This window comes from Streptomyces ortus (assembly GCF_026341275.1).
GTDB classification, from domain to species: domain Bacteria; phylum Actinomycetota; class Actinomycetes; order Streptomycetales; family Streptomycetaceae; genus Streptomyces; species Streptomyces ortus.
The window spans coordinates 7,461,966-7,475,658 of the sequence record NZ_JAIFZO010000002.1; the positions used below are offsets into that span (position 1 = coordinate 7,461,966).

11 protein-coding genes and 3 pseudogenes are annotated in these 13,693 nt (G+C 69.7%); 6 read left to right on the forward strand and 8 right to left on the reverse strand.

Annotated elements, in window-relative coordinates; all coding sequences use genetic code 11:
• Window positions 1–57: 57 nt before the first annotated feature.
• From K3769_RS35640 to K3769_RS35650, 3 genes are read right to left on the reverse strand one after another with little or no spacing between them, the layout of a single operon-like run.
• Complete coding sequence (locus K3769_RS35640; protein WP_267030354.1) at window positions 58–882, reverse strand: carbohydrate ABC transporter permease; 825 nt, start codon at window positions 880–882, stop codon at window positions 58–60.
• Window positions 882–1,883 carry a carbohydrate ABC transporter permease gene (locus tag K3769_RS35645; protein WP_267030355.1) on the reverse strand — a complete coding sequence of 334 codons (1,002 nt, stop codon included), beginning with the start codon at window positions 1,881–1,883 and terminating at the stop codon, window positions 882–884. Before K3769_RS35645 ends, K3769_RS35640 begins: the two co-directional genes overlap by 1 nt.
• On the reverse strand, window positions 1,883–3,262 hold the full coding sequence (locus K3769_RS35650; protein ID WP_267030356.1) for an ABC transporter substrate-binding protein: 1,380 nt from the start codon (window positions 3,260–3,262) through the stop codon (window positions 1,883–1,885). Before K3769_RS35650 ends, K3769_RS35645 begins: the two co-directional genes overlap by 1 nt.
• Before the next feature lie 252 nt (window positions 3,263–3,514).
• Between K3769_RS35650 and K3769_RS35655 the strand changes: the two genes are divergently transcribed.
• Together K3769_RS35655 and K3769_RS35660 are read left to right on the forward strand one after the other, a co-directional pair.
• On the forward strand, window positions 3,515–4,558 hold the full coding sequence (locus K3769_RS35655; protein WP_267030357.1) for a LacI family DNA-binding transcriptional regulator: 1,044 nt from the start codon (window positions 3,515–3,517) through the stop codon (window positions 4,556–4,558).
• A 197-nt stretch (window positions 4,559–4,755) separates the two neighbouring features.
• Entirely contained in the window at window positions 4,756–5,247 is a 492-nt protein-coding gene (locus tag K3769_RS35660; RefSeq protein WP_267030358.1) for a hypothetical protein, read from the forward strand.
• Window positions 5,248–5,692: 445 nt separating this feature from the next.
• On the opposite strand, the gene K3769_RS35665 is transcribed toward K3769_RS35660, so the two are convergent.
• Entirely contained in the window at window positions 5,693–6,658 is a 966-nt protein-coding gene (locus tag K3769_RS35665; protein ID WP_267030359.1) for a S9 family peptidase, read from the reverse strand.
• A gap of 233 nt (window positions 6,659–6,891) precedes the next feature.
• On the opposite strand from K3769_RS35665, the gene K3769_RS35670 reads away from it, so the two are divergent.
• The gene (locus K3769_RS35670) at window positions 6,892–7,566 is read left to right on the forward strand and encodes a TetR/AcrR family transcriptional regulator (RefSeq protein ID WP_267030360.1); all 675 of its coding nucleotides are present in this window, start codon (window positions 6,892–6,894) and stop codon (window positions 7,564–7,566) included.
• Between the two features lie 51 nt (window positions 7,567–7,617).
• On the opposite strand, the gene K3769_RS35675 is transcribed toward K3769_RS35670, so the two are convergent.
• The 3 genes and pseudogenes from K3769_RS35675 to K3769_RS35685 all read right to left on the reverse strand — a co-directional run.
• Window positions 7,618–8,352, reverse strand: a complete 735-nt coding sequence (locus K3769_RS35675) for a DUF3159 domain-containing protein (protein ID WP_372515105.1) — start codon at window positions 8,350–8,352, stop codon at window positions 7,618–7,620.
• 47 nt (window positions 8,353–8,399) lie between these two features.
• Window positions 8,400–8,759: pseudogene (locus tag K3769_RS35680) on the reverse strand (ATP-binding protein); the annotation flags it as partial.
• A gap of 54 nt (window positions 8,760–8,813) precedes the next feature.
• Window positions 8,814–8,936 (reverse strand): annotated as a pseudogene (locus tag K3769_RS35685) (response regulator transcription factor); the annotation flags it as partial.
• A 266-nt stretch (window positions 8,937–9,202) separates the two neighbouring features.
• On the opposite strand from K3769_RS35685, the gene K3769_RS35690 reads away from it, so the two are divergent.
• Together K3769_RS35690 and K3769_RS35695 are read left to right on the forward strand one after the other, a co-directional pair.
• Complete coding sequence (locus K3769_RS35690) at window positions 9,203–9,997, forward strand: hypothetical protein (protein ID WP_267030361.1); 795 nt, start codon at window positions 9,203–9,205, stop codon at window positions 9,995–9,997.
• Window positions 9,990–10,358 (forward strand): annotated as a pseudogene (locus K3769_RS35695) (GntR family transcriptional regulator); the annotation flags it as partial. The gene K3769_RS35690 and the pseudogene K3769_RS35695, both read left to right, overlap by 8 nt.
• 130 nt (window positions 10,359–10,488) lie before the next feature.
• On the opposite strand, the gene K3769_RS35700 reads toward K3769_RS35695, so the two are convergent.
• Entirely contained in the window at window positions 10,489–11,109 is a 621-nt protein-coding gene (locus tag K3769_RS35700; RefSeq protein ID WP_267030362.1) for a TetR/AcrR family transcriptional regulator, read from the reverse strand.
• A 66-nt stretch (window positions 11,110–11,175) separates the two neighbouring features.
• Between K3769_RS35700 and K3769_RS35705 the strand changes: the two genes are divergently transcribed.
• Window positions 11,176–13,488: a 2Fe-2S iron-sulfur cluster-binding protein gene (locus K3769_RS35705; protein WP_267030363.1), complete on the forward strand. Its 2,313-nt coding sequence runs from the start codon at window positions 11,176–11,178 to the stop codon at window positions 13,486–13,488.
• Window positions 13,489–13,693: the final 205 nt, after the last annotated feature.

Below are 13,693 nucleotides of genomic sequence, written 5' to 3' on the forward strand. Positions count from 1 at the left end.
GCGGCGGGCGTCGCGAGGACGCCGGACCTGAGGGGCCAGCAGAGGAGGAGAGGGGTTTCAGCCCTTGACCGCGCCCTGGAGAAGCGCCTTGATGAACTGGCGCTGGAAGATGACGTAGATCACGATCGTCGGCAGCATGATGATCAGCGCACCCGCGAACAGCAGGGGGAGCTGGTTGATGTACTGCCCCTGGAACGCTCCCAGGGCCCCGGCCATGGTGCGCTTGTCGGGATCGTCGACCAGGACCAGCGGCAGCAGGAACTGGTTCCAGGTCCACAGGAACAGCAGGATGGCCAGCGAGGAGAGGGCCGGCATGGCCAACGGGATCTGGACACGGCGGATCTCCTGGAAGACGCTCGCACCGTCGATGCGGGCCGCCTCGGAGAGTTCGGTGGGTACGCCGACGAAGTGCGCGCGCATCCAGACGACGCTGAAAGGCATGTACAGCCCGATCAGCGGAAGGATCACCGCCCACTGGGTGTTGAGCAGTCCCATGGAGCTGATCTCGTAGTAGATCGGGATGATGATCGCTTCGAAGGGGATGGTCAGTCCCAGCAACAGCAGGACGAAGACAACCCGCCCGCCGGCGATGCGCAGGTTGCCCAGGGCGTAGCCGGCCAGCGTCGACAGGAGCAGGCTGAGCGGGACGACCCCCAGGACGATCAGGGTGCTGGAGCCGAGCAGTTCCCACACGTGCGCGGTCCGGAAGGCGACGGCGAAGTTGCCCCACTGGGGATCGCTGGGCCAGGAGAACCCGTCCGGGATGCGGTCTGCGGGCTGCAGGGCGCCGGAGAGCATGCCGGCGAGCGGCAGCAGGGTGAGGATCAGCACGACGACGAGGACGACGCGTCCGATGACCGCTTCCGTCTTGTTGACGACCATCAGTCTCGTTCCCTTGCCAGCAGTTGAATGGGCAGCACCGCCAGGAGGACGAGTGCGAGGAGGATGATCCCGAAGGCGGACGCCAGGCCGACTTCGCTCTGGGTGAAGGCGAGCCGGAAGATCGAGATGCCGGGCACGAGCGTGCTGGTTCCCGGACCGCCCTTGGTGGTGGTGTAGATGATGTCGAAGCTGCTCAGCGCGGCGATGACGGTGATGGTGACCAGCACCGCGATCTCCTGCCGCAGTCCGGGAAGGGTGACGGTCACGAACTCCCGCCACCAGCCCGCCCCGTCCAGCCGGGCCGCCTCGTACAGGGAAGTGTCGATCTTCCCGATGCCGGTGAGCAGCAGGATGGTGCACAGGCCGGTCAGTACCCAGGAGCCGATGAGGCCGACGGCGGGCAGGGCGGTCCCGAAGCCCGCCAGCCAGGACCGGGCGAGGAAGCCCAGACCGACGGAGTCGAGAAGGGTGTTGACCGTGCCCGTCTGCGCGTACATCCACGACCAGGCGATACCGGCGGCGACCAGCGGGATGATCTGCGGAAGGAACAGCACCGTGCGGGCGACGGTGGCGAAGGGGCCGGGCCGCATCGTGCGGATCAAGGTCGCCAGGGCCAGGCCGGAGGCGACCGGGATCACCGTGAAGAAGACGATGAGGATCAGCGCGTTGACGATCGAGATCAGCAGTTCCGGATCGGTGAAGACCCGCACGTAGTTGTCGACGCCGACCCATGTGGAGGCGCCGATGCCGTTCCAGCGGTAGAACGAGTACTGCACGGCCGTGATCAACGGGTAGATCACGAAGGTGCCGAAGAACGCCAGCGCCGGCAGGACGAACAGCCAGCCGATGGCCAGCCGATGCCGGGCCGACCGCTGCACGGAGGGACGGCCGCGGCGCCGGGCGGAGGTGCCGACGCCCGCAGCATGAGCGCCCTCGTCGGGTCGCCGCAGTGCCGCCGCGGTCGGCTTGGGGTTCTCATGCGTGCGGACATCGTTGGTCATCAGCCCGCCAGCTCCTTGGCGTAGTACTCCTGGATCGCCGTCACGAACGCCTTGGGTTCCATGCGCCGGGTCAGCAGCTTCTGCTCGTCCGGCTGGAAGGCGCCCGCATAGATGCCCGCCGTGGTGTTGGCCATGAAGTCGACGAATCCGTCATCGGAGGCGACCTTCGCCGACGCCGCCAGGGCCTGCGCGGTCAGCGAACCGTCCTTCACCTTCGGCAGCGCCTTGGAGGGGTCGCCCCCCGGGGAGGCGCCCGTGACGTCGACCACGATCTGACGGGCCTTGGGATCGGTGTGGATCCAGTTCAGGAAGAAGGCCGTTGCGTCGGCGTGCTTCGCCTTGGCGGGGATGGCGAAGGAGTTCGCGGCGCCCATCGCCACGTACGGGCCGTCGGCGGCGGCCGGGGGTGCCAGGACGAACCGGGCGGCGCCCTGCCCCATCGCCTTGTCGGTCTTCGCGGCGTCCCAGTTCCCGTCGAACATCAACAGGCCCTTGCCGGCGTGGAAGTTGGACACCATCGTCGTGTAGTTGATCGCGTTCACGTCGGACGGGAAGTACCCCGCGTCGGCCCACTTCTTGAACGTCGTGGCGCCCTTGAGGCTGGCGGCGGTGTCGAAGGTGGCGCCGGGCTTGTTGAACATCCAGTCCACCAGGTCGGCCTTGTCGCCGTACTGGTTGATCAGCGCCTGGAGTGCGAACGTGCCCACGCCGTCCTGCATACCGATCTGCACGGGAAGGATCTTGGCGGCCTTCGCCCTGGCCATCCACCGCTCCAGCTCCGCGATGGTCGACGGCGCCCCGGAGAGGCCCAGTTGCTTGGCGTACTTCTGGTTCACGTAGATGCCCGTGACGCTGTAGCCGAGGCCCATCTGGTAGAGCGGGCCCTCGCCTCGGACTCCCTCGGCACTCATCCGGGACGCGGCCAGCTGGCCGGCGGAGAACTTGTCCCACCCGTAGCCCTTGAAGTACGGGTCGAGGTTGGTCAGGAGGCCGTCCTTGACGGTGTCCCCGATGGTGGGCAGCCGAATGAGGTCGGGGGCGTCGGCACTGGCCAGCAGGCGCGGCGCGTTGGCGGTGAGGTTGGCGAAGCTGTCACGGACGACCTTGAAGGTGACATTCGGGTGCTGCTTCGTGAACTCGTCGGCCAGGTCGTCGGTGACGGGGAAGCCCGCTTCGTCCTGGATCTTGATCGTGATCTTGTCGGACGGGAGCTTCAGGCTCACCTTGCCCGACGCGGTCGGGCTGGCTTCCGGGGATCCCGGCGCGCACCCGGCCAGGACGAGCCCGCTCAGCACGGCCGCGGCCGTGACGGCCGGCCTCCGGCGTGCGGGTGGTGCGGCTCTGCGGTTCCCGGCGGGGCGGATCGACGTGTGTGCCATGTACAGACTCCGTTGTCCGAGCGTGCTCCGTGGAAGGTGATCCTGCGCACCACAGGCGGGTGCCGCTGCCGCCGCGGGGGAATGCCATCAGCCCCCGACAAACGGGCTAAACTACGTGCTAAAAGCATTTAGCGCTGCTCATACTGGGATGCCGGATGCCCCCTGTCAAGAAGCAGTTCTCAACGGTCAGGGCGTTGTGCTTGTCTTGGCACCGGCACGCACCCGCCCCGTCGCGCCGCACGAAAGGAAGCCATGCCGCCCAAGCGCGTCACGCTCGCCGATGTCGCCCGCCGTGCCGGACTGTCCCCGACCGCCGCATCGATGATCCTGAACGGCAGGCCCGATTCCCGGCTCTCCGCCGACGCGCATGCCCGGGTCCACGAGGCGGCCACCGAACTCGGCTACCGGCCGAACGTCGCGGCACGCAGCCTGCGCACCGACAAGACCCTCACCATCGGGTTCATCTCCGACGTGGTCGCCACCACCCGCTTCGCGAGCGGCCTGATCCGCGGAGCACTGGACGCCGCCCAGCGGGCCGGGCACGTCATGCTCGTCCTGGAGACCGGCGGCGATCCGGCACGCGAGTCGGAGGCGATCGGTGCCGTACTGGACCGGCAGGTGGACGGCATCATCTTCGCCGTCATGCGCGCCCGGGAGCTGTTCGTGCCCGAGATCCCGACGAGCACGCGCGTGGTCATGCTCAACGCCACGAACAAGAAGCATCCCGTCTCGGTGCTCCCCGACGAACTCACCGGCGGCGCCTCGGCGGTCGGTCTCCTCGCCGATGCCGGCCATCGCGAGGGGATCGCCCTCATCGGGCACAACGCCGAAGCCGAGGCGGGGCTCTTCCGGTCCACCACCGTCGAGCAGCGGATCTCCGGCATCCGTGCGGAGATGGCCCGACGAGGGCTGCGGTTCGCCGCCGAGGAATCATGCTGGGACTGGGAGCCGCACCAGGGCTACGACGTCACACGCGCCCTCCTCGAACGCCGCAGCGACATCCGGGCCCTGCTGTGCATGAACGACCGCCTCGCGTTCGGCGCGTACCAGGCCCTGGCCGACCGTGGACTGAGCGTCCCGCAGGACATCTCGGTCGTCTCGTTCGACAACGACGAACTCGCCTCCTACCTCCGCCCCGGCCTCACCACCGTCGGACTGCCGCACGAAGCCATGGGCCGTGCCTCGGTCGAGATCCTCCTCGGTACCGGCACACCGTCCGGCGGCCGTCTGATTCCCATGCCGGTGATCGAGCGGACATCGATCCGGCCCCACCCGCCCGCTCCCGCACGTGACTGAACTCCCGCTCGTCGCCTTCGGGGTGCGGGCGGTCGGATTTCCGTTTTCAAGAATAAAGATCGAACCGACCTGTCCGTCCGATAGCGCGTCCGTCATAGTGGTCCCCGAATATCGTTTGTCCGGATCGATGGAGTGGACTGCTCGTGACGCGAATAATCAGCGGGGTCGGACGCATTCTGGCAGTCGGTGGGGCGGCCATGGCATTGGCCTTGGCCATGACTTCCTCGGCATCGGCGGGTACCGAGGCGGCGGCGAACCGGGTCTGCGCCAAGGTGTACGTGACGGGCTCCGGTTGGACGGCAGAGCAGTGTGCGAACGCCGGCCAGTCCGTGTCGGTCGGCGCGGCCGGAGGAGGGCGCGCGATCGAGGCCGTGCAGATGGCGGTCGCCGGGAGCAGTCTCTGTGTCACCGGCTATCGGCAGGGCAGTGGGTGGGGGTCCGAGAAGTGCGCCGCGTCCGGCACTCGCATCACGCTCGGCTCAGCGGGTTCGGGGCTGCGGCTCGAAGCGTTGGTCTTCGCTGTGCAGACGGGGACGATGTGCGGCAACTCCTATGTGCAGGGCGTGGGTTGGAACCCGATCTGGTACTGCGGGGTCGACGGTGAGACCAACGGGATAGGCACCACCGGGCAGAACAAGCGTATGGAGGCCGTGTCCTTCCTGATCTGCCGGTCGGTCGAGAACTGCTGACGGGCCTCCCGCCGCGGCCCGATGCGTGAGGGTGGCCGCGGCGGGAGCTTCCCGCGCGACCTGATGGTCTGTTCGACGCGTTCACCTGGACGCCCTGGACGCCCTGGACGCCCTCGATGTCCTCGACGGCAGGGGACGTACGGAAAAGGCTCTCCGAGTGAACCATCTGGGCCGCGAGGCCGTTGTCACTCCTCGAAGAGCCGGCCGGGGCCCGCCTGCCCGGCGGACGAACGGCGAGGTGCGTCCGGAAATCCGCATTCCTCGTCCGATCGGACGTCAGCGTATTCGGCTTGAGGAAGGTATTGCACATCGCACCTGCGCGAAATCGCTTTGACCGAAAAAGAAATGGCGACGGTCGATACCCTGGTCTCGGAACTCGACGACCGGTACGAAAACCTGGAGGGCCGGGAATTGGCGGCCTCCTGGTGTGACGGGGTGCCGCCGGTCACCTGTGCTCGTCGTCCCGGAGGTGACGGGCCAGGAAGCGGTCGGCCGCGCGGTACATGTCGATGGTGTTCTCCGGGTTGGCGAAGCTGTGCCCTTCGTCGTCCTTGACCAGGTACTCGACATCCACGCCGCGGTTCCGGAGCGCCTCGACGATCTGGTCGGACTCCGACCTGCGCACGCGGGCGTCGTTGGCGCCCTGGACGACCAGCAGTGGGGTGCGGATGTCGGCCACCCGGCTGAGCGGTGAGCGGGCCCGGAGGTCGGCTTCCTGGGCGGGGTCGTCGGGATCGCCCGCATACAGGTGCCAGTTGTTGGTGAGGTACGGCTTGGCGAAGTCCGGCACGTTCCGCAGGGCGGTCACCAGGTTGGAGGGGCCGCAGAAGTCGACGGCGGCGGCGAAGAGGCCGGGAGTGAAGGAGACTCCGACGAGAGCCGCGTACCCGCCGTAGGAGCCGCCGAAGACGGCGACGCGCGCCGGGTCCGCGTAGCCCCGCTCCACGGCCCAGCCGACGGCGTCGACCAGGTCGTCGTGCATCGCGCCGGCGAGTTCGCCGATACCGGCCTTGAGGAAGCTCTTGCCGTATCCGGTGGAGCCCCGGTGGTTCACCTGGAGGACCCGGGCGCAGGGGAAGGGGGTGAGGTCGACGGCGTCGTTGTCCGGGGGGTCGAGGTCGACGCGGTGGAGGTGGTAGTTCTCGTCCCCGTCGCCGTCCTGTGCGTACAGCAGCCGGCGCGGGTCGTCGGTCCAGTGGTGGCGCAGGACGCTGCGCCGGGAGTCGGTGGTGACGCATCGCGCCTCTCCCTCGCCGTCGAGATCCTGGATCCAGACGTTGAGCCGGTCACGCCAGGGAGCCAGGTAGGCGAACTTCGGGCCGTCGGGTGAGATGACGGCGCCGGCGCGGTCGGGGGAGTCGAGCAGGTCCTCGACGTTCAGGTGCGGGACGTCGGGTCGGTCGGCGGGCACGGGACGAGCTCCTTCCGTGGCCACGGTGGTCACCGCGGCCACCGTGGTACGCGGTTCGCGGCGCGGGTTCGTACCGGGGGAGGCGGGCCGACCGTACTCAACGGCTGAAGCCCTCCCTGGATGTCACTTGATAGCATTCTGTCACTTAGTGAATATCGGGCCGAGGGTGCGGCGGGTCTCCGTTCGGGACGGATGATCTCGCTCGGCCCCGAAGGACCGGCAGGAGAGCGGATATGGCGGGAGCCGAGGGGACGACCGGGCGGGGGCGGGGCGGGATGAGCGCCGAGCGCAGGCGCCGGGTTCGCCTGGAGGTCTCGCGCGAGGCTTCCCGCCTGTTCTGGACCCAGGGTCTGGAGGCGACGAGCGGTGACCAGATCGCCGCGGCCGTCGGCCTCTCCACCCGGACCATCTGGCGCCACTTCCGCAGCAAGGAGAGCTGCGCGGAGCCGATCGTCATGAGCAGCGTCGACTGGGAGCTGGCCACCCTGCGCAGTTGGCCGCGCGGGCTCTCCCTGGAGGACCACTTCCGCGCCGAGGCGCTGCGGCACGGCCGCGAGGCCGGCCCGGTGGAGCGGGAGGACATCGCGCTCGGCATCAGGATGATCCGCCTCGGTGACAGCGAGCCGGCCATCCGGACGGCCTGGCTGATGGCCTGTGATCAGGTGGAGCGGCAGATGGCCGGGATCATCGCGAAGCGCCTCGGGGGCGAACCGGACGACGTCGAGATGCGGTTGCACGCGGCGGCCGCGGGTGCGGCGCTGCGGGTGCTGAACGAACGCATCGGGGCGGGCCTGCTGGACGGCGCGAGCCCGGAGGATTTCCGGGGCACTCCCGAACGGATCGCCCGGGCGGTCCGCCGGGCCACGGGGGGCGCGGTCGGGGATCCGGTCACCCGCGGCACGCCCTGAGGCGTTGCCGCCGGGGGAAAGGCCGACGGCAACGCCCGCGCCGTACGGACCTCACTGCTTGGTCTCGATCAGCCCGAGGGCACGCAGGCGGCGGTCGGAGGCGCGGACCGCCCAGGCCGTCACGAGGAGCCCCACCGCCAGCAGCGGATAGCCCATGAGGATCTTGGCGACGCCCAGCGAACCGACCTCGTCCTGGGTGTACAGGTACTGCTGGACCGCGAACCGGGCCGCGAAGATCAGTGCCAGCGTCACCGTCGCGATGTCGAAGTAGAACCGCGAGCGAGGCTCCTCGCGCCACGCCTGGCCCTTGCCCGTCATCGAGTTCCAGATCACCCCGGCCAGGGGCCGCCGCACGGCCACCGACCCCAGGAAGAGCACCGCACCGGCCAGGCTCAGCCAGATGCCCAGCAGGAAGTAGTCCTTCGCCGACCCCGTCCACCAGGCCACGCCGGCCGCGATCGCCACACCGAATACGCCGCCCAGCGCCGGGGACACCGACTCCTTGCGCAACACGCGCTCGACGCCGATGATCACGGCCACGCCGAGCGCCACCATGATGCCGACCGCCAGCCCGCCCATCGCGTTCGCGGCTACGAACGCCAGCGCCGGCAGCGCCGAATACACCATTCCTCGTGTACCTCCGGCCTGTTCCAGTGCCGACGGTCGCTCGGACTGTTGCGGGGTATGAGCCTGCACGGGGTTCACCTGGTCCTTCTGCCGGGCGGCCTTGCGAAAGGTGCCCGCGCGGTCTGGGGTGGTACCCACTGGCACCACTCGCGTTGTCACTAAATGACTGTCACTTAGCGCCAGTGTGTCATTAAGTGACGTTAGGGTCAACGCATTTTTCCCTTGCACGCCTGTGGTGCGGTGCGTTGTCTCTCGGCAGGGGTGAGGGCTTGGGGGAGGCGAAGTCGGAAGCACGCGCCGAGGGTTCGGGGCGTGAGAGTGAGGGTGCCTCGGTGCTGGTGGGCCAGGTCGCGGGCGATGGCGAGGCCCAGGCCGGTGCCGCCCTGGTCGCGGGAGCGGGCGTCGTCGAGGCGGACGAAGTGCTCGTGTGCGGGGGTGGGGTCGGTGGTGTCGCAGGTGAGGGTCAACCCGCGTCCGGTGAGGGGGGATTGCTCGGTGAGTCGGGAGGCGAGGGCTGTCAGGTCGACGGTTTCGGGGTCGGCCTCGGGGGTGCGGGTGTCGAGGCGACGGCCAGGGCCGCGACGGCCCGTACCGAACGCGGTCGCCGGCGGCGGCGCGGCTCAGGCGTGTTCACGGTCGTCCACCAGCCGGTGGCCGCTGCCCCGTACGGTCTGCAGGGACTGCCGGTGGAACGCGGCGTCCACCTTCTTGCGCAGGGCGCTCACGCGCGCTTCCACCAGGTGTCGGGCCGCCTTCCTGATCGTCCGATCAGGTTGGACCAGCCCCCGCTCGGCAAGGTCCGCGCACGCCGACGAAGCCGGCTCACGCACCGCTCGTCGCACCGGTCCGGGCGCGTTCGGCCGTCCCGGCCCCTCGTATCGGTTCACCTCGCAGGCGACAGCCTCGTGGCCGACGCCTCGGTCTTTTGTACCGAGTGTTTGACACAACACTCCGGCAGAGGCCATCTTGTACCCATCGCTTGGTACAAGATAATTCGGGGGATCTCCAGATGCTCGACACCGTCCCGCTGCAGACCCGGATCCTCGACCACGCCGACCACTACGCCCGTTGGTCCGGTCTGGCCATCGGGATCGTGGCCGCACACCATCTGGTCACGATGGCCGACGGCGACGTCGCACTGCCCCTGGTGTTCGCCATCACCGCCTTCGGCCTGTGCGCGGTGGGCGGTGTCCTGCTCGGCGACGCCCTCACCCTGCCTCCCCAGGAGACGGTACGCACCGCGAGTCTCGCCCCGCGTCGGATCCGGGACCAGGTACCGCCCCGTATGGCGCCGCTCCTCCTTCTGCAGGCGGGCTTCCTCGTGGCCCTGCTGGTGATCGGCGCGGTCACGGCCTCCTCCGTCGTCGACCGGCCCGACAGACCGGGCAGCGTCATCGACGTCACCTGCGGCGGGATCCGTACCTCGCTCGGCCCCTGGCCCGGCCTCTACTACAGCGGCCCGATGTTCGCCGCGCTCGCGGTGGCGACCCCCGTGTGTGTCTGGGCCCTGCGCCGCATCGCCGACGGCACCGGCGACGAACAGCAGCGCCGCGACCGCGCGTGGGCGATCACCGGAGCCTGGGGGCTGCTGGTCTCCAGTCAGCTGCTGCTCGTGGTGCTGATGCTCCTCGTCGCGCTCACGGACATGGCCTGCGCGGGGCCGCTGGGCGCCGCCACCGTCGTGGCGATCTGCCCCCTGGGCCTGCTGGGCATGTTCTGCTTCGGATGGTCGCTGGCCACGGTGGTGGCGCCCAGGGCGGTCGGCGACGAAGCCGCCGCCGAAGGGGCTTTCGACGATGAGTGATGCCGCCGTCCGCGTCGACACCACCAGCCAGGTACCGCCGTACGAGCAGATCCGCGCCCAGTTGGCCGCGCTGATCCGCACCGGCCGGCTGGCCGAGGGCGAGCGGCTGCCGACCGTGCGCCAGCTCGCCACCGACCTCGGGCTGGCGCCGGGCACGGTGGCCCGCGCCTACCGTGAACTGGAGGCCGCCGCGCTGATCCGCACCCGCCGTGGCGCGGGCACCAGGGTCGCACCGCTCCCGCCGGACGCGCACGCGCACGACGCCGACCGACTCACCGTCCTGGCACGGGACTTCACCTCGGCCGCCCGGACCCTGGGAGCCGACGCGGAGAACATCCTGACCGCCGTCCGCGATGCCCTGGAGATCACGCCGAAGCCGAAGGCAAAGCCACAACCCAAGGCGAAGCCGAGGACGGCGCCGGGGCCGGGGCCGAAACCGGATGCAGATGCAGATGCAGATGCGGGTGCGGTTCCCGCGACCGCCGCGAGAGCTACTGGTCACCCCGCAGATAGCGAGTGATCATGGCGGCCAGCTCCCGCTCCAGCCTCTCGACCTGGACCGGGTGCGGGCTCGCCATGAGTTGGTGGGTGTTCATCTCCACCGTTCCCACGACGAGTTCCGCGGCCATGTCGAGGTCATCCACCCGGACGTCCGGATGCCGGGCGAGCACATCGCGTATCTGCCGCACCCGCGCCGTGCCGTGCCGGTCCATCGCTTCGATCAGTTCGCCGGAGACCGGCGCCTGTTCGATCATCATCCGCAGGAGTTGCGGGTCGTCACGATGGTGGTCGATCGCGTCGCGGACCAGGGCCAGCACCGTCTCCTTCAGACTGCCCGGGGTCAGCTCCAGCTCGTCGGCTCCCGTCCAGCCCCCGCGGTCGATGTGACGGACCAGCAGCTTGGCCAGGATGGCGTCCTTGTTCGGGAAGTACTGGTACAGCGAGCCGATGGACACGCGGGCGTGTTCGGCGATGCGGTTGGTGGTGCCCGCGGCATAGCCGTACTCGGTGAAAACGTGAGCAGCGGCGTTGAGGATGCGCTCACGGGTGAGCTCGGCGCGCACCTGCCGAGGCGTGCGACGTGGGGTGAGACGGTGTTCGTCGGAGGGCATCCGGCGGTCCTTCCGGGCAGCGAAAAGCGAGTAGCCAAGACGTGAGCTTTTGCTCAGAATACTGCCATGACCTGGGCAAACGACAGAGACCAAGCAAGCGGCACGCGTCCCGGAGGCCAACCGCCCCGGCCGGAGCGGCGTGACGGGTCCCCCCTGCGGCCGGACACCTCCCGGCCGGACACCTCCCGCCCGGACTCCCCGCGCCCGGACTCCCCGCGCCGGCTCTCCTCCGTCGAGGAGGTCGAGGAGGTCGTCGGCCGCCCGGCCGCGATCATCATGCGCAAGCAGATCAGCGTCCTCGACGCGGGCTGCCGCGACGTCCTGGCCCACAGCCCGGTCGCCGCCTTCGGGTACCGGGCCGCCGACGGAACCGCCCGGACCACCTTCGTCGGCGGGACGCCGGGGTTCGCACGCGTCCACTCCGTGAAGCGGTTCTCCTTCGCCGTTCCCGGGCCGGCCGTCGCACGCGGTCCGGTCTCGCTGTTCTTCCTGCTGCCCGGGGTGGGCGAGGTGCTGCGCGTCAACGGCACCGCGTCCGCACTCAAGGGCGGGGAGACGGCCGTGGACATCACCGAGGCGTACGTGCACTGCGCGCAGGCCGTCATCCGCTCCGGCCTGTGGGAGCCGCCCGCTCCCTTCCGGGCGGCCGAGCCGGTACCGGGCGAGGGCCCGCTGACCGGCCCCGGCGTGAGCGACTTCCTGGCCGCCTCACCCTTCCTGGCCCTCTCCACCTGGGACTGCGACCACGGCGGTGACACCAGCCCGCGCGGCGATCGGCAGGCCGTCGCACGCGTCCTGGACGGCCGCACCCTGGTCCTCGCCGACCGCAGGGGGAACAAGCGCGCCGACACCCTGCACAACCTGCTCCAGGACGACCGGCTCTCCCTCGCCGCGCTCGTCCCCGGCCGCAGCGGCGTGCTGCACGTCCACGGGCGGGGCGCGATCACCGACGACCCCGCACTGCTGGCGCCGCTGGCCCTGCGCGGGGTGCCCCCGCATCTCGCACTCCTCATCGACGTGGAGTACGCCGAGGTGAGCGCCAACGACGCGGTGTCCGGTGCGCGGCTGTGGACGCCCGACGGACGGACCGGCCAGGACCGCACACCCGACATGATGGCCCTGGGCGGCGCCCACCTGGCTGCCAACTCGGCCGAATCCGGCGGCAGATGGACGTGGCTGCTCAAGGCCGTCGCCTCCCTTCCCGGGGTGACCCGGCTCCTGCGAAAGGTCGCCGACAGGGCCTATGTCGCCGGACTGCGCAAGGAGGGGTACGACGATGTGCGCGCCCCCATGGCCGCTCGGCAAGGTGACGCCTTCGACCAAACCACTCAAGTCGCTTCGGTTCAGGCCCCCTTGCGGCCTGTGCGTGTCCGCGAGATACGCCAGGAGACATCCACCGCACGCACCCTGGTCCTTGAGGACGCGGCCGGTCGGGCCGAGCGGTTCGACTTCCAGCCCGGCCAGTTCTTCACGCTGGTCTGGGACGTGGACGGCCGGCCGGTACGGCGTGCCTACTCGGCCTCCTCGGTGCCCGGGGCGACACACCTGGAACTCACGATCAAGCACGTGGCGGGCGGGCGCTTCTCCACTCACGCCCACCGCGGCCTGCGTCCAGGGGACCACCTCGCGGTACGCGGCCCCTCCGGCACCTTCCACATCCCGGCGCAGGCACCCGAAGAGCTGGTGCTCATCGCGGCGGGCAGCGGCATCACCCCCATGATGAGCATGATCCGAACCCGTCTGTCCGATCCTGCGGCGGCGGGGAGGATCCATCTGCTCTACAGCAGTCGGAGCCCCGAGGACATCATCTTCGGCGACGAGTTGACCCGTATGGAGAAGGACCGTCCGGACCGGCTGACGGTCACCCACGTCCTCACCCGTCGCGACGGCCGGCTCGACCCCGAAGGCGTCCGCCGGTGGGTGACCGGCCTGTCCCTGTCCGACGGCGCCCACCACTATGTCTGCGGCCCCGAAGCGCTGATGGACACCGTCCAGGACGTCCTGCGGCACCTCGGCGTGCCGGACGGACGCATGCATCAGGAACGCTTCACCGGTGGCGTGGGCGCTCCCGCTGTCGCGGCGCCCCAGGAGCTGAGAGTCGAGGAGGAGGGGAGCCTCGTCGGAACCACCGTGGTCGAGCCGGGCCAGACGTTGCTCGACGCCGGTCTCGCCGCGGGACTGCGTATGCCGTACTCCTGCACGGTCGGCAACTGCGGCGAGTGTGTGGCACGGATCCGCGGCGGAGAGGTCACGCAACCCGAACACACCTGCCTCACCCCCGAGCAGAAAGCCGCGGGTTACGTGCTGACCTGCGTCGGCTGCCCCCTCTCGAAGGTGACGCTCGACATCGCCGACCAGGCGGTCCCCGACCGATCCTGACCAGGGGCGGCGGGCGCCTGACCGAAAAACCGTTGGCGGCCCGGCACGGCCCCTGCTACTTTCCCGGAGGCCGTGCGAGAGAACGAGGAGGTGGTACCCGTGACATCACTGTCGACGTGGGTGCTCTCCTCCGGGGTCACGGTCGGGCGATAGGTCGCCCGGGAGCGCCGTTCAGCAGCACTCCCGAAAGGCCGGACCATGCCCG

Coding starts and splice junctions, on each gene's coding strand:
- K3769_RS35640 (WP_267030354.1), bottom strand. CDS start 882: ATGGTCGTCAACAAGACGGAAGCGGTCATCGGACGCGTCGTCCTCGTC.
- K3769_RS35645 (WP_267030355.1), bottom strand. CDS start 1,883: ATGACCAACGATGTCCGCACGCATGAGAACCCCAAGCCGACCGCGGCG.
- K3769_RS35650 (WP_267030356.1), bottom strand. CDS start 3,262: ATGGCACACACGTCGATCCGCCCCGCCGGGAACCGCAGAGCCGCACCA.
- K3769_RS35655 (WP_267030357.1), top strand. CDS start 3,515: ATGCCGCCCAAGCGCGTCACGCTCGCCGATGTCGCCCGCCGTGCCGGA.
- K3769_RS35660 (WP_267030358.1), top strand. CDS start 4,756: ATGGCATTGGCCTTGGCCATGACTTCCTCGGCATCGGCGGGTACCGAG.
- K3769_RS35670 (WP_267030360.1), top strand. CDS start 6,892: ATGGCGGGAGCCGAGGGGACGACCGGGCGGGGGCGGGGCGGGATGAGC.
- K3769_RS35690 (WP_267030361.1), top strand. CDS start 9,203: ATGCTCGACACCGTCCCGCTGCAGACCCGGATCCTCGACCACGCCGAC.
- K3769_RS35700 (WP_267030362.1), bottom strand. CDS start 11,109: ATGCCCTCCGACGAACACCGTCTCACCCCACGTCGCACGCCTCGGCAG.
- K3769_RS35705 (WP_267030363.1), top strand. CDS start 11,176: ATGACCTGGGCAAACGACAGAGACCAAGCAAGCGGCACGCGTCCCGGA.